At 72.7% G+C, this 21,843-nt stretch carries 15 protein-coding genes; 6 read left to right on the forward strand and 9 right to left on the reverse strand.

Translation table 11 applies throughout. The features are described from left to right. Nucleotides 1-64 precede the first annotated feature (64 nt). The gene (locus tag IF55_RS31040) at nucleotides 65-487 is read right to left on the reverse strand and encodes a Rieske (2Fe-2S) protein (protein WP_030888033.1); all 423 of its coding nucleotides are present in this window, start codon (nucleotides 485-487) and stop codon (nucleotides 65-67) included. 260 nt (nucleotides 488-747) lie between these two features. On the opposite strand from IF55_RS31040, the gene IF55_RS31045 reads away from it, so the two are divergent. Both IF55_RS31045 and IF55_RS31050 read left to right on the forward strand, forming a co-directional pair. Beyond that, nucleotides 748-1,683, forward strand: a complete 936-nt coding sequence (locus tag IF55_RS31045; RefSeq protein ID WP_030888037.1) for a carbohydrate kinase family protein — start codon at nucleotides 748-750, stop codon at nucleotides 1,681-1,683. A 217-nt stretch (nucleotides 1,684-1,900) separates the two neighbouring features. After that, on the forward strand, nucleotides 1,901-3,085 hold the full coding sequence (locus tag IF55_RS31050; protein ID WP_030888039.1) for a WD40 repeat domain-containing protein: 1,185 nt from the start codon (nucleotides 1,901-1,903) through the stop codon (nucleotides 3,083-3,085). Nucleotides 3,086-3,212: 127 nt separating this feature from the next. On the opposite strand, the gene uvrA is transcribed toward IF55_RS31050, so the two are convergent. Beyond that, on the reverse strand, nucleotides 3,213-6,308 hold the full coding sequence (gene uvrA, locus IF55_RS31055; protein ID WP_030888042.1) for an excinuclease ABC subunit UvrA: 3,096 nt from the start codon (nucleotides 6,306-6,308) through the stop codon (nucleotides 3,213-3,215). 179 nt (nucleotides 6,309-6,487) lie between these two features. Here uvrA and IF55_RS31060 point away from each other — a divergent pair, with 179 nt between their 5' ends. Further along, nucleotides 6,488-7,213, forward strand: a complete 726-nt coding sequence (locus tag IF55_RS31060) for a maleylpyruvate isomerase family mycothiol-dependent enzyme (protein ID WP_030888045.1) — start codon at nucleotides 6,488-6,490, stop codon at nucleotides 7,211-7,213. Between the two features lie 9 nt (nucleotides 7,214-7,222). After that, nucleotides 7,223-7,879: an MBL fold metallo-hydrolase gene (locus IF55_RS31065; RefSeq protein WP_030888048.1), complete on the forward strand. Its 657-nt coding sequence runs from the start codon at nucleotides 7,223-7,225 to the stop codon at nucleotides 7,877-7,879. Nucleotides 7,880-7,949: 70 nt separating this feature from the next. On the opposite strand, the gene IF55_RS31070 is transcribed toward IF55_RS31065, so the two are convergent. The 4 genes from IF55_RS31070 to uvrB all read right to left on the reverse strand — a co-directional run bounded on the left by IF55_RS31070 (nucleotide 7,950) and on the right by uvrB (nucleotide 14,031). Next, nucleotides 7,950-8,936 (reverse strand): TerC family protein, encoded by a 987-nt coding sequence (locus IF55_RS31070; RefSeq protein ID WP_030888050.1) that lies wholly within the window; start codon nucleotides 8,934-8,936, stop codon nucleotides 7,950-7,952. 146 nt (nucleotides 8,937-9,082) lie between these two features. Then, nucleotides 9,083-11,020 carry a TerD family protein gene (locus tag IF55_RS31075; RefSeq protein ID WP_030888053.1) on the reverse strand — a complete coding sequence of 646 codons (1,938 nt, stop codon included), beginning with the start codon at nucleotides 11,018-11,020 and terminating at the stop codon, nucleotides 9,083-9,085. Nucleotides 11,021-11,142: 122 nt separating this feature from the next. Then, a complete protein-coding gene (locus IF55_RS31080; RefSeq protein WP_030888057.1) occupies nucleotides 11,143-11,721 on the reverse strand; it encodes a TerD family protein in 579 nt (192 codons plus the stop codon). Nucleotides 11,722-11,889: 168 nt separating this feature from the next. Continuing rightward, on the reverse strand, nucleotides 11,890-14,031 hold the full coding sequence (gene uvrB, locus IF55_RS31085; protein WP_030888060.1) for an excinuclease ABC subunit UvrB: 2,142 nt from the start codon (nucleotides 14,029-14,031) through the stop codon (nucleotides 11,890-11,892). 199 nt (nucleotides 14,032-14,230) lie between these two features. Between uvrB and IF55_RS31090 the strand changes: the two genes are divergently transcribed. Continuing rightward, complete coding sequence (locus tag IF55_RS31090) at nucleotides 14,231-15,172, forward strand: glycerophosphodiester phosphodiesterase (RefSeq protein WP_048832849.1); 942 nt, start codon at nucleotides 14,231-14,233, stop codon at nucleotides 15,170-15,172. A gap of 331 nt (nucleotides 15,173-15,503) precedes the next feature. Continuing rightward, the gene (locus IF55_RS31095; RefSeq protein ID WP_030888066.1) at nucleotides 15,504-16,943 is read left to right on the forward strand and encodes a WGR domain-containing protein; all 1,440 of its coding nucleotides are present in this window, start codon (nucleotides 15,504-15,506) and stop codon (nucleotides 16,941-16,943) included. On the opposite strand, the gene IF55_RS31100 is transcribed toward IF55_RS31095, so the two are convergent. From IF55_RS31100 to IF55_RS31110, 3 genes are read right to left on the reverse strand one after another with little or no spacing between them, the layout of a single operon-like run. Beyond that, nucleotides 16,927-17,574, reverse strand: coding sequence for a nucleoside/nucleotide kinase family protein (locus tag IF55_RS31100; protein ID WP_030888070.1), 648 nt, complete (start codon nucleotides 17,572-17,574; stop codon nucleotides 16,927-16,929). The two genes, IF55_RS31095 and IF55_RS31100, sit on opposite strands and share 17 nt — an antisense overlap. Nucleotides 17,575-17,601: 27 nt before the next feature. Further along, entirely contained in the window at nucleotides 17,602-18,885 is a 1,284-nt protein-coding gene (locus IF55_RS31105; protein WP_063764073.1) for an SWIM zinc finger family protein, read from the reverse strand. Next, complete coding sequence (locus IF55_RS31110) at nucleotides 18,882-21,818, reverse strand: DEAD/DEAH box helicase (protein ID WP_078645567.1); 2,937 nt, start codon at nucleotides 21,816-21,818, stop codon at nucleotides 18,882-18,884. Before IF55_RS31110 ends, IF55_RS31105 begins: the two co-directional genes overlap by 4 nt. Nucleotides 21,819-21,843 lie beyond the last annotated feature (25 nt).

Here is a 21,843-nt window from a genome sequence, read left to right on the forward strand (position 1 = left end):
CCCGGCCACGCCCTCCGCCACAAACCGATCCGTTCCGGTCCATGTCGAACCGACTCCGATCCGCTCAGGCGTCCGGCCCCGCCACGAGCTTCCCGCCCTCCGTCTTGACCGGTACGGCAGGCAGCGGCGCGTCCGCCGGGCCGCGCAGGACCTTCCCGGTCTCGGCGTCGAACTGGCTGCCGTGGCACGGGCAGTTGATCTTTCCGTCCTCGATCTTGTCGACGACGCAGCCGGCGTGCGTGCAGACCGCGCTGAACGCCTTGTACTGGCCCTTGGCCGGCTGCGCCACGACCACCCGCTTCTCGCGGTAGATCTTCGCGCCGCCCACCGGCACCGCGGACGCCGCGCCGAGGTCGACCGGCGCCGTGGGCGTGGCCGGCGCCTTCGCCCCGGTCTTGCCCGAGCACGCCGCTACCCCGAACCCGGCGGCCCCGGCCAGGGCGGCTCCCCGCAGCACGGTTCGGCGGGCGGGCGGCTGGCTGCTCATGAGTGCTCCACGGGGCGGCTGAGGCGGTTCGCTGGCTCCCCGACGATACCGTCACAGATCATTCCGCTTCGGTCGGCCCACCCCGAAGAAACCCGTCCGGCCAGGAAAAAGAGGCGATGGGCCGACCCGCTCGCGCCCTAGGTGTGATGGGATGCGCCGGGGCCCGCGGCAGCGGGGCGGGCGGTCCGGCCCGCCCCACCGCGCCACGCGCCCGCGGCGCCGGGAGAACCCGGCTCAGGGATCAGGAAAGGAACGCCCTCGTGATCGTCGTCGCCGGAGAAGCCCTCATCGACCTCGTGCCCGGCGGCAGCGCCCCGGCGAACGGCGCGCTGCCCGCGCTGCTCCCCCAACGCGGCGGCGGCCCGTACAACACCGCGGTGGCGCTCGGCCGGCTCGGCTCGCCGACCGCCTTCTGCTCACGGGTCTCGACGGACGCCTTCGGCGAAGCGCTGCTCACCGAGTTGCGGGCGGCGGGCGTGGACGTGGCGCCCGTACAGCGCGGCCCGGAGCCTACGACGCTCGCCGTGGCCAGCATCGGCGCCGACGGCTCCGCGGGCTACGGCTTCTATGTCGAGGGCACCGCGGACCGGCTGTTCGAGCTGCCCGCGGCGCTCCCGGAGGGGACCCGCGCCCTGTCGCTGGGCACCTGCTCCCTGGTCCTGGAGCCGGGTGCGAGCGCGTACGAGGCGCTGCTGCGGCGCGAGGCGGCGCGCGGCGTCTGCACCGCGCTCGACCCCAACATCCGGGCCGGGCTGATCCCGGACGCCGCCGCCTACCGCGCCCGCTTCCGCTCCTGGCTGCCGCACGTGACGCTGCTCAAGCTGTCGGTCGAGGACGCCGAATGGCTGGCGGACGGCACGGACCTCGACGCCGCGCTGGCCGACTGGCTGGCGGCCGGCCCGGCCGCCGCCGTCCTGACCAGGGGCGGCGACGGGCTGAGCGTACGGACCCGGGACGGCGCCGAGCACACGGTGCCCGGTGAGCGCGTCGACGTCGTGGACACGATCGGCGCGGGCGACACCGTGAACGCCGCACTCCTCCACCGGCTCGCCGAGCACAAGGCTCTCTCCCCCGCCGAGATCGCCTCCCTGGACGCCGGGCAGTGGCGCGACATCCTCGGGTTCGCCGCCCGGGCGGCGGCCATCACGTGCTCCCGCGCCGGAGCCCAGCCCCCATACGCCTCCGAACTCGCCTGAGACCGCCGCCCCGCGCTCCCGACCGGGAGCGCGGGGCGTCTTGGAGGGCGTACGTTCCCGTCTTGGCGTGCCCTGGGGCGTACGGGAGCGGCGGGCGCGGGTATGCGTACGGGAAGCAGCGCGCTGACGGGACGGCGCGCGCCCGGGTAAACGCGCCGTCCCTCCGGGGCAAGGGATACGGGACGGCGCGTACGGACGAGAAGGGACGGCGGCTGCCATGTCCGATGTCGTGTCCGACGGCGGGTCTGATGGCGTGCCCGGGGGCGGGCCTGATGGCCTGTCCGATCCGCGAGCGGTACCACCGGTAGTCCGGTCCCACCGTGAACTCGCCGCCCGCGGGCTGCCCCTGCCGCCCCGGCCGACGCCCGCGGCGGCGCTGCCGATCACCTCCAGCGGCGCGACGTACGAGATGGCGCAGCGGCTCGCGTGGCTGGACGACGACCAGTTCGCCGTCGGCCGCTGGGACGGCTCGATGAGCGTCTTCCGCTTCACCGAGTCGGCGGTCGCCGGACCGCGCATCAACGTCGCGGTCAACAGCCCCGCCTTCCAGGGCGTGCAGATGCTCGCCCCGCTGCCCGGCCGGGCGATCGCGAGCTCGAACGACGACCGCTCCATCGCCCTGTGGCACTCGCCGCGCGGCGACTGGAGCGACCTGTGCCCGGCCGGGACCTTCCCCTACGATCCGGCGCTCGGCGTCGCCACCAGCGGGCAGGGGGTCCGCGCCGGTTCGCCGGGCACCTTGGTGGTCGGGCACTCCAGCGGACATGTCTCCTTGTGGGACTACGACCCGGCGCGACGCCGGCTGAGGTTCGCGCGCAGCGTGGACGTACGGAATCCGCATCCCGTCAACCCCTGGGGACTGCACGACGTGCAGGCGACGGAGGTGCTGTCCGACGCCGGCGGCACCGCCTATGTGGTGACCGGCTCCGAGGACGGCTATGTCTGCGTCCTCCAGGTGCCGTCCGGCCGGATCATGTCGCAGACGGTCTTCAACCCCGCGGCCCAGCGCGGCATCAACAGCCTCTCCGTGCGCGGCGACGCACTGCTGGTGGCGAACTGCTCGGTGGGGCCCCAGGACCACAACCTCTGGTACTTCACGGTCTCCCAGCAGACCTGGCGGCCCGTCCTTCGGGCCAGAGCCAACCTCCTGGTCGACCCCCAGCGCCCCCAGGCCTTCAATTTCAGCACCACCTGGGGCGCGTACGCGGACGGCCCGTGCTGGTTCGCGTCGACGGAGGAGGGCGCCCTGTGGATGGGCACCGCCACCTCCGACGCGCTGAACGTCATCGGCTACCAAGAGGTGACGAGCCCCTTGGGCTCAGCCCTCGGCTATCGGGGCGGACCCGGACGGCTGGCCATGGTCGCGTACGACCTGTACGAGTTCACGACCGGCGCGGCCTGACGCACCGGCTCGGCCTGACCCGTACGAGCCTCACCGGCCGGCCGCGCAGTCCCGCGGCCCCGCTCGGTGCGGCCCCCGGCAACGTGCTCGGATCCGCGCCCGGCCGGGGCCCCGCACCCCACCGCCGTCAGACGCCCCGCGCCTTCGTGGCCTTCTTCGCAGCGGTCTTCTTGGCGGCGGCCTTCTTCGCGGTCGCCGTCTTGGCAGTCCCCGTCTTGGCAGACGCTGTCTTGGCATTCGCCGTCTTGGCGGTCGCCTTCTTCGCGGTGGCCGTCACCGATTTCCTCGCCACCGCCGTGCCGGAGGCCGCGGCCACCGTCTTCTTCTTCGCCGGGGCCTTCTTGGCCGCCTTCCGGGTCGCGGGCACCGCCGCGTCGCTCACCCGGTCGCCCAGCACATCGCGCAGGAACTTGCCGGTGTGGCTGGCCGGGACCGCCGCGACATCCTCGGGCGTGCCCTCGGCGATGACCAGTCCGCCGCCGCTGCCGCCCTCCGGGCCCATGTCGACGATCCAGTCCGCCGTCTTGATCACATCGAGGTTGTGCTCGATGACGATCACGGTGTTGCCCTTGTCGACCAGCCCGGACAGCACCTTGATCAGCTTGCTGATGTCCTCGAAGTGCAGACCGGTGGTGGGCTCGTCCAGGACGTAGACCGTACGGCCGGTCGAGCGCTTCTGGAGCTCGCTGGCGAGCTTGACGCGCTGCGCCTCGCCGCCCGACAGCGTCGGGGCGGGCTGCCCCAGCCGCACATAGCCGAGGCCGACCTCATGGAGCGTGCGCAGGTGGCGCGAGATCGTCGGCACCGACTCGAAGAAGTCGAGCGCCTCCTCGATGGGCATGTCCAGCACCTCGGCGATGGACTTGCCCTTGTAGTGCACCTCCAGGGTTTCCCGGTTGTAGCGCGCGCCGTGGCAGACCTCGCACGGCACATACACGTCCGGCAGGAAGTTCATCTCGATCTTGATGGTGCCGTCGCCGGAGCAGTTCTCGCAGCGGCCGCCCTTGACGTTGAAGGAGAAGCGCCCCGGCAGATAGCCGCGGACCTTGGCCTCCATCGTCTCGGCGAAGAGCCTGCGCACATGGTCGAAGACGCCCGTGTACGTGGCCGGGTTGGAGCGCGGCGTACGGCCGATGGGCGACTGGTCGACGTGCACGACCTTGTCGACGAGGTCGTCGCCGTCCACCCGGGTGTGCCGGCCCGGCACGGTCTTGGCGCCGTTCAGCTCGCGGGCCAGGTGGGTGTAGAGGATGTCGTTGACCAGCGTCGACTTTCCGGAGCCGGAGACTCCGGTGACGGCGGTCAGCAGCCCGAGGGGGAAGGACACATCGATGTCGCGCAGGTTGTTCTCGCGCGCGCCGTGCACCGTGAGCTGCCGCTCCACGTCCAGTGGCCGCCGGATCTCCGGGGTGGCGATGGACCGCTTGCCGACCAGGTACTGGCCGGTGAGGGAGTCCTTGTTGCGCAGCAGCTCCTTCAGCGAGCCGCTGTGCACGACCTTGCCGCCGTGCTCGCCAGCGCCCGGGCCGATGTCGACCACCCAGTCGGCGACCTTGATGGTGTCCTCGTCGTGCTCGACGACGATCAGGGTGTTGCCCATGTCGCGCAGGCGCACCAGGGTCTCGATGAGCCGGTGGTTGTCGCGCTGGTGCAGCCCGATGGACGGCTCGTCCAGCACGTACAGGACGCCGACGAGGCCGGAGCCGATCTGCGTGGCGAGCCGGATGCGCTGCGCCTCGCCGCCGGAGAGGGTGCCCGCCGCCCGGTTCAGCGACAGATAGTCGAGGCCGACGTCGACGAGGAACCGCAGCCGCTCGTTGACCTCCTTGAGCACGCGCTCGGCGATCTTCTTCTCGCGGGCGTTGAGCTTCATGTCGCGCAGGAAGTCCGCGCACTCGCTGATCGACATCGCGGAGACGTCCGCGATCGACTTCTCCTGCACCGTGACGGCGAGGACGATCGGCTTGAGGCGCGTCCCCTCGCAGGTGGGGCACGGCACCTCGCGCATATAGCCCTCGAAGCGCTCGCGGCTGGAGTCGCTCTCCGCCTCGGAGTGCCGCCGCTTCACGAACGGCACCGCGCCCTCGAAGGCCGTCGTGTAGGCGCGCTCCCGCCCGTAGCGGTTGCGGTAGCGGACCTCGATCTGCGTCTTGTGGCCGTTGAGCAGGGCCTTCTTGGCGCGCTGGGGCAGGCCGGCCCAGGGGATGTCCATCCGGAAGCCGAGCTCCGCGGCGAGCGCGCCGACCAGCCGGTTGAAGTAGTCCTTGGTGTGCCCGTGCGACCAGGGACTGATGGCACCCTCTTCGAGGGTCTTGTCCTCGTCCGGGATGATCAGCTCGGGGTCGACCTCCATGCGGGTGCCGATGCCGGTGCAGTCCGGGCAGGCGCCGAAGGGCGAGTTGAACGAGAAGGAGCGCGGCTCCAGCTCCTCGAAGGACAGGTCGTCATACGGGCAGTAGAGGTGTTCGGAGTACATCCGCTCACGCTCGGGGTCGTCCTCGGCGAGGTCCACGAAGTCGAGGATCACCATGCCGCCGGAGAGTCCGAGCGCGGTCTCGACGGAGTCGGTGAGCCGCCGCTTGGCGCTGTCCTTCACGGTCAGGCGGTCGACGACCACCTCGATGGTGTGCTTCTCCTGCTTCTTGAGCTTGGGCGGCTCGGCGAGCTGGATCGTCTGGCCGTCCACCCGGGCGCGGCTGTAGCCCTTGGTCTGGAGGTCGGAGAAGAGGTCGACGAACTCGCCCTTGCGCTCGCGCACCAGCGGGGACAGCACCTGGAAGCGGCTGCCCTCGGGCAGCTCCAGCACCTTGTCCACGATGGCCTGCGGCGACTGCCGGGAGATCGGGCGGCCGCACTCGGGGCAGTGCGGCTTGCCGATGCGGGCGAAGAGGAGCCGGAGGTAGTCGTAGACCTCCGTGATCGTGCCGACCGTGGAGCGCGGGTTGCGCGAGGTCGACTTCTGATCGATGGACACCGCCGGGGAGAGCCCCTCGATGAAGTCCACGTCGGGCTTGTCCATCTGGCCCAGGAACTGGCGGGCGTAGGAGGAGAGCGACTCGACGTAGCGACGCTGCCCCTCGGCGAAGATCGTGTCGAACGCGAGGGAGGACTTGCCCGACCCCGAGAGCCCGGTGAAGACGATGAGGGAGTCACGGGGGAGGTCGAGCGAGACGTTCTTGAGGTTGTGCTCGCGAGCGCCACGGACGATGAGACGGTCGGCCACGCCGGTAGGCACCTTTCTTGAGAGCTGCGGGGTGCGCCGCACCCCGGACCCAGGGTATGGGGGGCGTCGCTCGGATGTCGTATCTCGTGCCTTCCCCGAGCCTATAGCACGCACATTCGATTCACGGCCGGAGCCGAGCAGCTTCACCCGAATGGGTGGCCGCCGCTAGGGTGCCGATCATGAGCGATTTCGCATCCGACATTGCCGCCGTACGGGCCGCCACCGACCGCCTCCTCGCCGGGGCCGGCGCCCTGGACGACGCCGGAGCCGCCGCCCCGTCGCTGCTCCCCGGCTGGACCCGCGGCCACGTGTTCGCGCACATCGCCCGGAACGCCGACGCCATCACCAACCTCCTCACCTGGGCCCGTACGGACGTCAAGACGCCGATGTACGCCAGCCCCGAGGCCCGCGACGCGGACATCGAGCGCGACTCCGCCCGCCCGCTCGCCGCGCACCTCGACGATCTGCGCGCCAGCGCCGACCGCTTCGACGCGGCCGCCGAGGCCCTGCCCGAGGAGCGCCGCGAGTACGTAGTGGAGATGCGCAACGGCGTCACGGACCAGGCGGCCCGGCTGCCGTACCGCAGGCTCGTGGAGGTGGAGCTGCACCATGTGGACCTCGGGATCGGCTACGGGCTGGACGACCTGCCGGCCGCGTTCGTCACGCGCGAGATCGCGTTCATGGCCGGCGTGAAGCTCGCGGGCCGCGCCGAGGTGCCCGCGCTGCGGCTGACCGCCTCCGACGGGAGCAGTTGGCGCACGGGCCGCGAGGACGGCGACGTCACCACCGTCACGGGCTCCCCCACCGACCTGCTCGGCTGGCTCGTCGGCCGCGCGGACGGGGCCGGCCTGGAGGTCCGGGGCGCTTCCTCCGGCGCCCTGCTGCCCGCCCTCCCGCCGCTATAGGGTTGTGACATGACGTACAGCGGAGCGGTGAAGGTCGGCGGACCGGCGGACGTACACGAACTGACCGAGCTGATGATCTCGAAGGTCGCGGTCGGTCCGATGGACAACAACGCGTATCTCCTGCGCTGCCGCGCGACGGGCGAGCAGTTGCTGATCGACGCCGCCGCGGAGCCGCACACCCTGCTGAACCTGATCGGCGACAGCGGCATCGCCTCCGTGGTCACCACCCACCGGCACGGCGACCACTGGGGAGCCCTGCGCGAGGTGGTGGACGCCACCGGCGCCCGCACCTACGCCGGGCGCTACGACGCCGAGGGCATCCCCGTGCCGACGGACGTGCCCGTCGAGGACGGCGACACGATCCGGGTGGGCCAGGTCGAACTCGCCGCCCGCCATCTCGTGGGCCACACGCCGGGCAGTATCGCCCTGGTCTACGACGACCCGCACGGCCACCCGCACCTGTTCACGGGCGACTGCCTCTTCCCCGGCGGCATCGGCAATACCTGGGGAGACCCCGAAGCCTTCGGCCGGCTGCTCGACGATGTCGAGAACAAGCTGATGGCCGCGCTCCCCGACGAGACCTGGGTCTACCCCGGCCACGGCGGCGACACCACGCTCGGCGCCGAGCGCCCGCACCTCACGGAGTGGCGCGAGCGAGGCTGGTGACCATCGGGCGCGGCGGCGGGAGGGCCCGGGGCCGTCCCGCCGCCGCGCCCGTCGGCCGGCCCCTCCCGGGTCAGACTCCGAGGCTGTCCTTGCGGTCCGCCGCCTCCGCCTCGGCCTGCTTCTTCGAGGCCCGCAGGCTGGTGATGGTGGTGACGATCAGGACCGCGCAGATGACGCCGAGCGAGACGGGGATGCTGATCTCCGGGACGCTCACGCCGGATTCGTGCAGCGCGTGCAGGACCAGCTTCACGCCGATGAAGCCGAGGATGATCGACAGGCCGTACGAGAGGTGGACCAGCTTCTTCAGCAGGCCGCCGATCAGGAAGTAGAGCTGCCGCAGCCCCATCAGGGCGAACGCGTTGGCGGTGAAGACGATGTACGGGTCCTGGGTGAGGCCGAAGATCGCCGGGATGGAGTCGAGCGCGAAGAGCACGTCGGTGGTGCCGATCGCCAGCATCACCACCAGCATCGGCGTCATCAGCCGCTTGCCGTTCTCGGTGATGAACAGCTTGGTCCCGTGGTACACGCTGGTGGAGGGCACACGCCGCTCGACCGCCTTGAGCAGCCGGTTCTCCTCGAACTCCTCGTCCTCCTCGCCGCTGCGCGCGTCCTGGATCAGCTTCCAGGCCGTCCAGATCAGGAACGCGCCGAAGAGGTAGAAGACCCAGGAGAAGTTGGCGATGATCGCGGCGCCCGCGCCGATGAAGACCGCCCGCAGGACGAGCGCGATGAGCACGCCGACCATCAGGACCCGCTGCTGGTAGATCGGCGGGACCGCGAACTTGGCCATGATCAGGACGAAGACGAAGAGGTTGTCGACGCTCAGCGACTTCTCCGTGATGTACCCGGCGAAGAACTCGCCCGAGGCCTGGCCGCCGCCGAACACGAAGAGGCCGAGCCCGAAGAGCGCCGCGAGCGCGACCCAGACGATCGTCCAGACCCCGGCCTCCTTGATGGAGACCGCGTGCGGCTTGCGGCCGCCGATGAAGAAGTCGACGGCGATCAGGGCGCACAGGCCGACGATCGTCAGCGCCCAGACATTCAGGGAAACATCCACTGCTGCTCCTCCGGCAGGGTCGTACGGCACTCACAGCGTCGTCGCTGCCGGAGGCCCTGGTCGCCTGACACGCCAGCCATGACCTCCACGCCCCAAAGAGTACAGGAAGACCCAAGAGAAGGTAAAGGAATTTACAAATAAGCAGGTCAGCGCCGATGGTCTGGCAAAGACCGGCCCACCTCCCGCAACACCTGACCCAGCACTTCACTCCCCTGCGGCACGCTCGGCGGCTCGTACGTCCAGGCGTGCCCGACCCAGGGGTCGGCGAGGTGGTCGTCGGGGACCGGCGTGAGCCGCAGCAGCGACCGCCACAGCGGATCGAGGACCGGCCCGTACTCCCGGGCGTCCTGCCGGTCGGCCACCATCATCAGATGGACGCCCACCGACGGCCCCTCGTCCGCGAGGTAGCGCAGTTGGTTGACGGCCCGGTCGTCGAAGCCGTGCGGAAAGTCGTTGACGATCAGGAGCTGGTCGGCGATGTCGAGGTCGGGCGGCAGGGAGTCCACGGCGCCGCTGCGGACCGCCATCTGCACCAGGTCGACGCGGTGCGTGAGCCGCGCGAGCGTCTCCGACACCCCGCGAGCGCCCGCCGCCGGGGGCTCGCGGAGGGCGCCCGAGCGCAGCAGCGGGGCGAGCGAGGCGCCCGCCGCCCCGGCCGGATCGATCACCCGCACCGCGAAGTCGCCGGCCGGATGGACCGCGAGCAGCCGCGCGGCGTGCGCCACCGCGGTGTCCATGGCGATCCGGCGCACCTCGGCCGAGGCCATCAGCGCCGCCTCCGGGGCGCCCGTACGGCCGCTGTCGATCCACAGCCCGCGCTCCAGCGGCAGCCGCATCAGCATGGGGATGCGCAGGTCGTCGCGTTCCGGCAGCCGCAGGTCGCCGAGGCGCACGGCCATCGGGGTCTCGAACGGCACCTGGTAGCCCTGCCAGACGGGGCTGTCCCACCGGGCGTAGGCGGGCGGCAGCGCGTGCTCGACGACATCGGACTCGTCGGCGAGCCGGCCGAGGTCGCGGTCGAGGACGGCACGGGCCTGTGCCACGAGGCGCATCTGCTTGCCGCGCGCCGCCTCGCGGGCGGCGTCGGCGGCCGGGCCGACCCGGGTGCGCGGGTCGGAGAGGACACCGTCGAGCTCCCGCTCCATCCGGGACTCCGCGAAGTCCACCGCGCCGCGGTACGCGGCGACCGTACGGGCCAGGTCCTCGAACATGCCCCAGACCTGGTTGTAGAGCCGCTCGTCCATCGTCCAGCCGCTGGCATCCCCCGCTACGGGCGCGGCGGGCCGTTCCTCCGCGCCGGGCCGTCCCTCAGCTCCGGGAGGCCGCGGGGCGGCGGCCGGGGGCGTGGCGGAAGGGCCCGCCGGCGAGTCCCGCGGCGGCTGCGCGGTGCGGCGCCGCGGATGCCGGTAGTCGATGGGGCCGGGCGCGGCCGGCGCGGGGGGCTCGTTCTTGCCGCCGGGGCGGCGCGCCCGCTCGCCCTTGTCCTCGCCCCGGCCCCGCACGGACCGCGGCGGCGGGGCGATCGTACGGGCCGCCGCCTGGTCCACCGCCGCCTCGATGGCGGCGGCCAGCTCGGCGGCGCCCGGCAGCCCCTGGTCGTGGAGCATCGCGGCCAGCCCGCCCGCGTACCCCTGGCCCACGGCCCGTACCTTCCACGCGCCCTGCCTGCGGTAGAGCTCCAGCGCGACGACGGCGGACTCGGAGTCCAGGTCGGTGATGGTGTAGCCGACGACCTCGGCGCCGTCGAGGCCGGTTATGGCGACGAACGGCGCGGCCATCGCGCCGAAGCGCGCCGGGCCGCCCGCGCCGGAGGGCAGCGCGAGGAGCACGCTGACGCGGTGGGCGGCGGCGGGGAGCGCGTCCAGGTCCACGGCCAGCCGGTGGTCGGCAGCGGCCTGCTGGGAGACTTCGAGGCCCGGGAGGCGCGGCGCGGCGGGGTGCGCCACCCAGGCGGCGTCCGGCGCCCGCCCCCGCTCGTCGCCGAGCACGGCCCCGGCCATGACCGGGTCGCCCGCCGAGACCCGGATCTCCAAACGGGTCTGAGGCAGTGGATGGTTCTGGCCCCGGACCAGTTCGGCCGTCATCGGTGCGCCCCCTCGTCAGATCGTCCGCCGCCGCGCCCGTCGCGCACGGCCGTCCCCCGGGGCCCGGCGGTTCGTCTCCGCCGGGCCCCGCCGGAACCCTCGCCCCGGCCCGTACCCCGCGTCTACAGGCTGGGCAGGATCGCCGGCAGCAGGTCCTGGAAGGTGCGGCCGTTGGCCGGGACGCCGATCGCCGTCATCTGCCAGCCGTCGCCGGACCGGTGCACCTTCGCCATGATCTGCGCGGTGTACGGGCCGCCGCCGTCGAGGGTGTAGCGGGCCAGCTCCTGTCCGTTGGTCTCGTCCACCAGCCGGCAGAACGCGTTCCGCACCTCGGCGAAGGTCTGGCCGGTGAAGGAGTTCACCGTGAACACGATCTGGTCGATGTACCCCGGCACCCGCTCCAGGTCGACGAGTATCGCCTCGTCGTCCCCGCCCTGTCCGGCGCCGCCGACGAGGTTGTCGCCGGTGTGCTGGACCGAGCCGTCATCGCTGACGAGGTGGTGGAAGTACACCTTGTCGACCAGTTCCCCCTCGGCGAACAGCACCGCCGAGGCGTCCAGGTCGATCTCCTTCGTGCGCGAGCCGAACAGACCGCGACGGGGGGCCGCCTGCCAGCCCAGCCCCATCCGCACCGCGGTGAGGGTGCCCCCGTCGGCCTTCTTCAGACTGATGCCCTGGCCCTTGGCCAAGTTGACCGTCACGCGCTGTCCCTTCTCGATGTCGCGGGTTTCCCCGTGGCCGCGCGATGGGCGCGGCCCGCTGCGAAAACCCTATGCACCGGCGATCGGGATGCCACCGGTCGGGAAGGGTTTGTGGCGTTCTTGCAACACGTCACGGCCAACACGTCACGGCGGTCACGGCGCGGTCCGTCAGGCGATGCCGGCCTCCCTCATCTGCCGCAGCTCCTTCTTCAGCTCGCCCACCTCGTCGCGCAGCCGGGCCGCGACCTCGAACTGCAGCTCGGCGGCGGCGGCGCGCATCCGCTCCGTCATGTCCTCGATGAGCTCGGCCAGCTCCGCGGCGGGCCGGTCCGTGAGCCGGCCGTCCTTGCCCGCGGCGCCCTTGCCCGCCTTGCCCGCCTTGCCTGGGGTGCCGGTCTCCGCCGTGGGCACCGGGGCCTTGCCCTTGCTCTTGTCGCCCTGCCGGTAGCCGGTGCCCAGCAGCTCCTGGGTGTCGATCTCCTCGCGCGCGATGGTCGCGACGATGTCGCCGATCTTCTTCCGCAGCGGCTGCGGATCGATCCCCTGCTCCTTGTTGTACGCGATCTGCTTCTCCCGGCGGCGGTTGGTCTCCTCGATCGCCTTCTCCATCGCCGGGGTGACCTTGTCCGCGTACATATGGACCTGGCCGGAGACGTTGCGGGCCGCGCGCCCGATGGTCTGGATCAGGGAGGTCCCCGAGCGCAGGAACCCTTCCTTGTCGGCGTCGAGGATCGCGACCAGGGAGACCTCGGGGAGGTCGAGGCCCTCGCGCAGCAGGTTGATGCCGACCAGCACGTCGTACTCGCCGGCGCGCAGCTCGCGCAGCAGCTCGACGCGGCGCAGGGTGTCCACGTCGCTGTGCAGATAGCGCACCTGGATGCCCAGCTCCAGGAAATAGTCGGTGAGGTCCTCGGCCATCTTCTTGGTGAGGGTGGTCACCAGGACGCGCTCGTCCTTCTCCGTGCGCGTGCGGATCTCGTGCACCAGGTCGTCGATCTGCCCGTCCGTCGGCTTGACGACGACCTCGGGGTCGACGAGGCCGGTGGGGCGGATGATCTGCTCGACGAAGCCGTCGCCGCGCGCGAGCTCGTACTTGCCGGGGGTGGCGGAGAGGTAGACGGTCTGGCCGATCCGCTCGACGAACTCCTCCCACTTGAGCGGGCGGTTGTCCATCGCGGACGGCAGCCGGAAGCCGTGCTCCACGAGGGTGCGCTTCCGGGAGGCGTCGCCCTCGTACATCGCGCCGATCTGCGGGACCGTGACGTGCGACTCGTCGATGACGAGGACGAAGTCCTCGGGGAAGTAGTCGAGGAGGGTGTTGGGCGGCGAGCCGGGCTCGCGGTCGTCCATGTGCAGCGAGTAGTTCTCGATGCCGGAGCAGGAGCCGATCTGGCGCATCATCTCGATGTCGTACGTCGTACGCATCCGCAGCCGCTGGGCCTCCAGCAGCTTGCCCTGCTTCTCCATCGTGGCGAGGGTCTCCGCCAGCTCGGCCTCGATGCCCGCGACGGCCTTCTCCATGCGCTCCGGACCGGCGATGTAGTGGCTGGCCGGGAAGACGTACAGCTCCTGGTCGTCGGAGATCACCTCGCCGGTGAGCGGGTGGAGCGTGGAGAGCGCCTCGATCTCGTCCCCGAACATCTCGATCCGGACGGCGAGCTCCTCATAGACCGGGAAGATCTCGATGGTGTCGCCCCGGACCCGGAAGGTGCCGCGGGTGAAGGCCAGGTCGTTGCGGGTGTACTGGATCTCCACGAACCGGCGCAGCAACTGGTCGCGGTCGATCTCCTCGCCGACCTTGAGCCGCACCATGCGGTCCACGTACTCCTGCGGGGTGCCCAGGCCGTAGATGCAGGAGACGGAGGCCACCACGACCACGTCGCGGCGGGTGAGCAGCGAGTTCGTCGCGGAGTGGCGCAGCCGCTCGACCTCCTCGTTGATGGAGGAGTCCTTCTCGATGTAGGTGTCCGACTGCGGTACGTACGCCTCGGGCTGGTAGTAGTCGTAGTACGAGACGAAGTACTCGACGGCGTTGTTGGGCAGCAGCTCCCGGAACTCGTTGGCGAGCTGGGCGGCGAGGGTCTTGTTCGGCGCCATGACCAGGGTGGGCCGCTGCAACTTCTCGATCATCCAGGCGGTGGTCGCCGACTTGCCGGTACCGGTCGCACCGAGTAGCACTACATTTTTCTCACCTGCGCGAATGCGCCGCTCCAGCTCGGCGATGGCCGTCGGCTGGTCACCGCTGGGCTGGTAGGGGCTGACGACCTCGAAGGGCGCCACGGTGCGTTCGATCTTGGATACGGGCCGCATGGAACCACGGTACGACCCCCCACTGACAATGGCCCTGCCGTCGGGGTCCGAGGCCGGTCCGGCGGCCCGAGGAGGGGCGAGATATCCCCGAAGCGCAGCGATGCCCGCGCGCGCTCGCCGGATATCCCGTACTTATCTTCTTGTACGCCACATCCGGGACGCTCACCCCGGCCCGGACCGGACGCCGCGAGGAGACCGTATGCAACTGCGCCCCGCCGTCGCCGTCGCCAGCGCGCTTCTGGGCGTGTCCGCGCTGCTCACCGGACCCGCCCACGCCCACTCCACCGCCGCCGCCACCCCATCGCACGCCCCCCTCGTCATCGGCCACCGCGGCTCGCCCGTCAGCGCGCCCGAGAACACCCTCGCCTCCGTCGACGCCGCCGCCCGCCTCGGCATCACCTGGGTCGAGAACGACGTCCAGCGGACCAAGGACGGCGCGCTGGTCGTCCTGCACGACACCACCCTCAGCCGGACGACCGATGTGGAACAGCGCTATCCGAACCGCTCGCCGTGGCGGGTGGCGGACTTCACACTCGCCGAGATCGAGCGGCTCGACGCGGGAAGCTGGTACGGCCGCCGGTTCGCCGGGCAGCGCGTGCCGACCCTCGGCCGCTACCTCGACCGCGTCGAGCGGAACCGCCAGAACCTCCTCATGGAGGTCAAGGCGCCGGAGCTCTACCCCGGCATCGAGCGCCGCATCACCTCCGAGCTGCGCCGCCGGGGCTGGCTCGACCGCCCGCACGTCGCCCGCCGGCTGGTCCTCCAGAGCTTCAACGCCGCCTCACTGCGGACCCTCCACCGGCTCCGCCCCGACCTCACCCTCGGCTTCCTCGGCGCCCCCAAGACCGGCGAGCTCCGCTCGTACGCCGCGTACGCCGATCAGATCAATCCGAACCACAAATCCGTCACCCCGTCCTACCTCCGCGCCGTCCACGCGCTCCGCGGCCCGCACGGCCGCGCCCTGCGGCTCTCGGCGTGGACCGTCGACGACGTCGGCACCGCGCGGTCCCTGGCCCGGATGGGCGTGGACGGAATCATCACCAACAAGCCCGCGGAGATCCGCAGGGCCCTGAACGACGGGGCGCGCCGCCTGCCAGGGGGCGCCGCCGATTCGCGCGCCCGCGTGCCGTCAGCGGCCTGATCCCGCGCGCCGAAACGTGGCGCTGAAACGTAACGCCGCAGCGTGACGCCATGGCGCGACCGCCGGACGCCGCGACGCCCGCCGCCCACGTCCCGTACGGACGGGCGTCGGCCGTCGCGGCCCCGGAGGCCCCCGAGCCGTCGCGGTCCCGCACGGTCCCTGGCACACCCGACGCCCCGACGCCCCTGATGGCTCTGATGGCTCTGATGGCCCCGCACGGTCCCCGACGGCCCCTGAGCACCGCTCGCCCGGCCGATTGTCAGTGGCAGCCCCTAGCGTTCCCCGCAGTAGAGATCGGCCGCCCGTGGCCGACCTGGGAGAGGGGTATGCCGTGACGCAGGCGTCGGGCGACAGGACGTATCTGGAGCTGTCACAGGAGGGCGGCGGGGCGCACAAGTTCTATGAGGTGACCGTGGACGGTCTCACCGTCTCCGTGCGGTACGGACGGATCGGCGCCGCCGGCCAGTCGCAGACGTCCTCCTTCCCGACCGCCGAGAAGGCGCGGGCCGCCGCGGCGAAGAAGATCGGCGAGAAGGTCCGCAAGGGGTACGCGCCGGCCGTGCAAGGCGGGCGCGCCGCCCGCGCCGTGACACGCCGTCAGGTCGCCTCCGCCCCGTCGACGGCGCGCGCAGTGGCCCCCGTGCTGTGGCGGTTCCGTACGGGCTCCGCCGCGTTCGGCATCCACATCGGCGAGGACCGCTGCTGGGTGGGCAACCAGGCCGGCGACGTCTACACGCTCGCCCACGACGGTGAGGTGCTGTCCCGCTACCGGCTGCCGGACGGCGTCAAGTGCCTGGTGGCGGACGACTTCTGGATCTACGCGGGCTGCGACGACGGCACGGTCTACGACCTGTCCTCCAAGCTGCCCTTCGCCGCCTACCAGATCGCGGCGGACGTCGACATCTTCTGGCTCGACGTCCACGAGGGCGTGCTCAACGTGGCGGACCGGAACGGCGGTCTGACGGTCATCGACCACGAGGACGAGTACCAGTGGTCGCGCAAGAGCACCGGCGTGCACGCCTGGATGGTGCGCCGTGACGAACGCGCCGTCTACCACGGCCACGATCACGGCGTGACGGCCTACGCCCCCGACGGCGGCGGCGAGTTGTGGCACACGAACACCAACGGCGCGGTGCTGTTCGGCTGGCAGGAGGACGACGCCGTCTACGCGGGCACCGGGCGCCACGTCGTGCAGCGCCTGTCGAAGGCGACGGGCCGGACGGAGGCGGCCTACCAGTGCGACACCGCGGTCTACTCCTGCGCCACCGCCCCCGGCGGGCGCTACGTCTTCGCGGGCGACTCCGCGTCCTCCGTGTACTGCTTCGCGGCGGACGGCACCCGGCTGTGGAAGCTGGGCACCGGCGGCGGTTCGGCGCTGTCGATGCAGTACCTCGACGAGAAGCTCTACATGGTCACCACGGACGGCTCGCTGGTGTGCGTCGACGCGACGGAGGCCGCGATCGCCGCCGCGCGGACCGGCACCGTCCCGGTCCCCGTGGACGTCAAGTCGGCCGAGGCGCTGCCCACGTACGCGCCGACGACCACGCTCGCGACCGTGACGGCCGCCCGGGCGTCGGGCGTCGTCGTCGAGTGCGTCGAGGAGGGCGGCCGGCTCCGGGTGCATGTCGTCTCGGAAGGCTACGAGCCCTTGTGGAACGTGCAGTTCCCGCGCCGGATACGCGAGCCCGGCGTCCGCTATGTGGTCGACGCGCTCTCGCCCGCCCCGGCCGGCTTCTACCGCGTCCGCGGCGAGATCAAGCGCCTGCTGTGAACCCGCTCCACGCGGGACGGCGCGGGTCGTCGGCCCGTACGACCACATGGGCGGCGTCCTCGGGCCGCACCTCGTCCGCGTAGCGCGCGAACGCGGGTACGGTCCAGGCCGCCGCGGCCTCCGTGTGGCGCGCCAGCGCGGCGGGCGACATCCGCAGGTGCACGGCGAGGTCGAAGGGGAACCAGTGCCCGAGGAGGAACGGGCCGTGCACGATCACGACGCCTCCGGGCGGCACCGTCAGATACGGGCTCCGGGTCGCCCGGTCCGCCACGGGGTCCCACAGATCGGGCAGCACCCGTCCGCTGCCGCCGGGCTCCAGCGGGGCGAACACCTCGCGGTGCAGGGCTCCGGAGTCGAGCCACAGGTCGTAGTACGCGTCGGCGTCCTGATGCCCGTATTCGAAGCGCAGCGACGCGGCCCGCAGGAATCCGCCGGTCCCGATGACGGCCACCGGCCGTCCCCGCGCCCGCAGTTCCTCGGCCAGGTCCTGGGCCAGTTCGGCGGGCCGGGCGGCGGGGGCCCCGTCGACGGCGACCCGCAGCCAGGGGCTGCCGTCCTCGGCCTTCGCCTCCGCGATCCGCTCCCCGAGCGCCTGTGTCAATCGCGTCCACGAGATCGCTTCCCACTGCACGCACCCATGATGCACGCTCGGCCCCGGTCAGCGCGGCGAGGCAGCCGGAGGCGGGGAGGGAGCCGGAGGCGGGGAGGGAGCCGGAGGTATCGAGGGAGCCGGGGGGATCGAGTCGTCGCGCTGCCGCAGCGCCGTCAGCGCGTCCACCGGGTCCTCGGCGGCGGGGCCGGCCGGCCACCAGTCCGGTTCGGGGCCGGGGTCCGCCTCGTAGGGGTACCAGCGGCCGTCGTGACCGTAGCGGAGCTGGAGGCCGCGGGCGTCGTCGGTGAGGTGGTTGTGGCGGGGGCGCAGCGGTGGCAGTCCGGCGGCGGCCAGGGCGGGGCGGGCCCGGTCGAAGGGGCCGGCCGGCGGGTTCCAGGCGGTTTCGAGGAGCGTCAGGCCCTCCAGTCCGCCCTGCCGCCAGGCGGCCACCGCGCGGGCCATGTCCGTCGGGGTGCGGCCGGTCCCGGCGGCCAGGCGCCGGTAGAGGGTGCGGGTGGTGGCGGTCAGCCCGGAGGTGGGCCGGGTGGCGGCGAGCCGCACGGCGTCCTGCCAGGGGGTGAGGCCGGGCCGCGGGTCGCCGCCCGTGGTGAGGAACGCGTGGGCTCGGGCGGCGGCGTCGGTCGCCAGCAGGTCGAGCGCCGCCGCGTCCACGGGCAGCGGGCCGGCGGACGGGAGCGCCGGGGGTATGCCGGGGCGCGGAGGGACGGGAAGCGGCTCCGGCAGGGCCGCCGGGGCGGGCCGGGGCGGGGCGCAGAGCGCGGCTTTGGCGTCGACGCCCGACCGTACGGCCGGTGACTCACGGGAGGCGTGGGCCGCGTTGCGGCGGGCGAGGTCGTCGAGGAGCGCGCGTTCGTCGCGGCCCCGCATCAGGAGGAGGACGAGCGGGTCCGCGTCCAGCAGTCGGGCGGCCTCGTAGCAGAGGGCGGCCGCGTGTTTGCACGGGTGCCCCCGGTCGGGGCAGGAGCACCGGGGCGACAGTTCCCCGGGGCCCGGCAGCAGCGGCACCCCGGCCTCGGCGGCGGCGTCGGCGAGCGCGTGCGGCATGTCCTTGTCGAGGAGGGCCGCGATGTGCGACGGCTGGGCGGCCACCGCGCTCAGGAAGCGGTCCCAGTCGTCGTCGGAGAAGACGTCCAGCTCGATGCCGGTGCGGTACGGGCGCGAGCGGCTGCCGTCGACGCGGGCCCCGATGCGGCCGGGTGTGACGGTGATGTCGTGGACGTGGCCGCCGCGCGCGTAGGTGCGGCCCCGGGAGAGCCGGCCGGCGTCGAGCGACGCGCTCTCCAGGGCCTCGATCCAGGCGTTGCCCCACCGGGACTCGGCGAAGGTCATCGCGGCCTCCTCAGGGTCACCAGCTCGGCGAGTTCGGCGTCGCTCAGCTCGGTGAGCGCCGCCTCGCCGCCGCTGAGCACCGCGTCGGCCAGGGCGCGCTTCGCCTCCAGCAGCTCGGCGACGCGGTCCTCGACCGTGCCCTCGGTGACGAGGCGGTGGACCTGCACGGGCTGGGTCTGGCCGATGCGGTACGCGCGATCGGTCGCCTGGTCCTCGACGGCCGGGTTCCACCAGCGGTCGTAGTGCACGACGTGGCTCGCGCGGGTGAGGTTGAGGCCCGTGCCGGCCGCCTTCAGCGACAGCAGGAAGACGGGGACCTCGCCGGACTGGAAGCGGTCGACGAGCTGCTCGCGCCGGCCGACGGGGGTGCCGCCGTGCAGCAGTTGGGAGGGCACGCCGCGCGCCGTCAGGTGGGCGGAGAGCAGCCGGGCCATCTCCACGTACTGCGTGAAGACCAGGACCGACCCGCCCTCGGCGAGGATGGTGTCCAGCAGTTCGTCGAGCAGTTCCAGCTTTCCCGAACGGCCGGCCAGCCGCGCGCCGCCCTCCTTCAGGTACTGGGCGGGGTGGTTGCAGACCTGCTTCAGGGCGGTGAGCAGCTTCATCACCAGGCCGCGCCGCGCCATGCCCTGGGCCCCCTCGATGTTCACGAGGGTCTCCCGGACCACGGCCTCGTAGAGGGCGGCCTGTTCGGGCAGCAGCGCCACCGGCTGGTCGGTCTCCGTCTTGGGCGGCAGTTCGGGGGCGATGCCCGGGTCGGACTTCTTCCGGCGCAGCAGGAAGGGCGCGACGATGCGGGACAGGCGCTCGACGGCCTCCTGGGACTGCTCGTCGTCCTCGCCGCCCTCGATGGCTCGCGCGTGGCGGGCCCGGAAGTTCTTGAGTGAGCCCAGCAGCCCGGGGGTGGTCCAGTCCAGGAGCGCCCACAGTTCGGAGAGGTTGTTCTCCACGGGGGTGCCGGTGAGGGCGATCCGGGCGGCGGAGGGGATCGTGCGCAGCGCCACGGCGGTGGAGGCGTACGGGTTCTTCACGTGCTGCGCCTCATCCGCCACCACCAGGCCCCAGGGGTGCGCGGCCAGCTCCTCGGCGCTGGAGCGCATCGTGCCGTACGTGGTGAGCACGAAGCCGTCTCCCGCGCCGTCCAGGGAACGTCCGGCGCCGTGGAAGCGGCGTACGGGGACGCCGGGGGCGAAGCGCTCGATCTCGCGCTGCCAGTTGCCCAGCAGGGACGCCGGGCAGACCACCAGGGTGGGGCGGGCGGACGCGCGGTGCAGGTGGAGGGCGATGACGGTGACCGTTTTGCCGAGCCCCATGTCGTCGGCGAGGCAGCCGCCGAGGCCGAGGGAGGTCAGCCGGTCGAGCCACCCGAGGCCGCGTAGCTGGTACTCGCGGAGGGTGGCGTGCAGTCTGGGCGGCTGGACGGCGGGTTTGGCCTCGGCGGTGAGCCGGTCGCGCAGTACGGCGAGGGCCCCGGTGGGCACGGCCGCGATCTGTTCGCCGTCGACCTCGGCGGTGCCCGTGAGGGTCATGGCCAGCGCTTCGGCGGGGTCAAGCCGCCCCAGGTCGCGTCGGCGGGCCTTGCGTACGAGGGCGGGGTCGACGAGCACCCACTGGTCGCGCAGGCGCACGACGGGCCGGTGCGCCTCGGCGAGCGCGTCCATTTCCCGCTCGGTGAGCGGGGAGCCGCCGATCGCGAGCTGCCAGCGGAATTCGAGGATCTGCTCCGCGTCGAAGAAGCTCGGCTCGTCGGAGGCGGTGCCCGGGGCGATCCGTACGACGGCGCGGGCGGTCAGGTCGCGGGCCAGCTCCCGGGGCCAGTGGACGGCGACCCCGGCCGCCGACAGCCGCGGGGCGGCCATGCCGAGCAGTTCGTTCAGCTCGTCCTCGTCGAGCGTCAGGATGTCGGGGACGGGCCGCTCCAGGAGGCGGCCGAGGGGTGGCCATACGCGGGCGGCGCGCCGGAGCGAGAGAACCGTGTCGACGCGGGCGCGCGCCCCGAAATGCGCCCCTGCGCGCCCCTCCCACAGTGCGGCCGCGTCCGCGAGCAGGGTGGGGTCGGTGAGGCTGTGGACCTGGACGACGGCGGCCGCGAACGCCCCGTCCTCCTCGTAGAGGTCGTCCGCGCGCAGGTCCAGGCGGAGCGAGAGCCGCACCCCGCCGTCCGTCCCGGCGGCGGCTTCCGCAGCCCACTCGCGCAGCGCGGGCAGCCGGTGCACGGCGCGAGCGGCGTACGGCGCGCCGGCCGCGTACGGCGCGGCGGGCGTCCTCGGCAGCGTGTCCGCGACCGCGTCCAGCAGCGCCCGTACGAGGCCGTCGGGGTCCGGGAGCCGGGGTGGGCCGGAGCCGGGCAGCGGCACGGCGTACGCCTCGGCGGGCATGGCCGCGGCGATCGCCCCCAGGTGTGCGACGTCCTCGGCGTCCAGCGGCCCCGCGCGCCAGGTGTCCGCGCCGGCGTCGGTCAGGCCGGGCAGCAGTCTGCCGCGCGCCACCAGGTGCAGTCCGTGGAGGACCGCGGCCCCCCAGGCGGCGGTCGCGGGGTGGGCCGCGGGATCGTGGCGGGCGCGGGCCAGCAGGGGGACGGCCTGGGCCAGGGGGAGCACGAGCGCGGGCACCGTGCGCCGCTGTACGCCGTCTCCGCTCCGGCGCACGACGGTCAGCTCAGTGCGCTCCCCCTCCGCCTCGGGGCGCTCGCCCTCGGGCAGAGGGTCGTCGCCGTCCGGATGCCAGAAGGCGAAGCCGCCCTCGCGCGGCGGTTCGCCCGGCAGGAAGATCGCGGCGCGGCGGGCCAGCGGGCCCGCGGCACCAGCCCGGCGCTCCGCCGGCTCGGGCCTCTCTCCGAGAGCGCTCCCCGAACCGGCCGCGCCGGCCTGATCGGGCGGCGAATCCGCCGATGGGCCACGAGGGTCGGCGGCGGCCGCAAGCCGCCCCGTCACCAGCCTCAACCGCCTCACCGCCTCG

The organism is Streptomyces varsoviensis, assembly GCF_000718635.1.
Classification (GTDB): Bacteria; Actinomycetota; Actinomycetes; order Streptomycetales; family Streptomycetaceae; genus Streptomyces; species Streptomyces varsoviensis.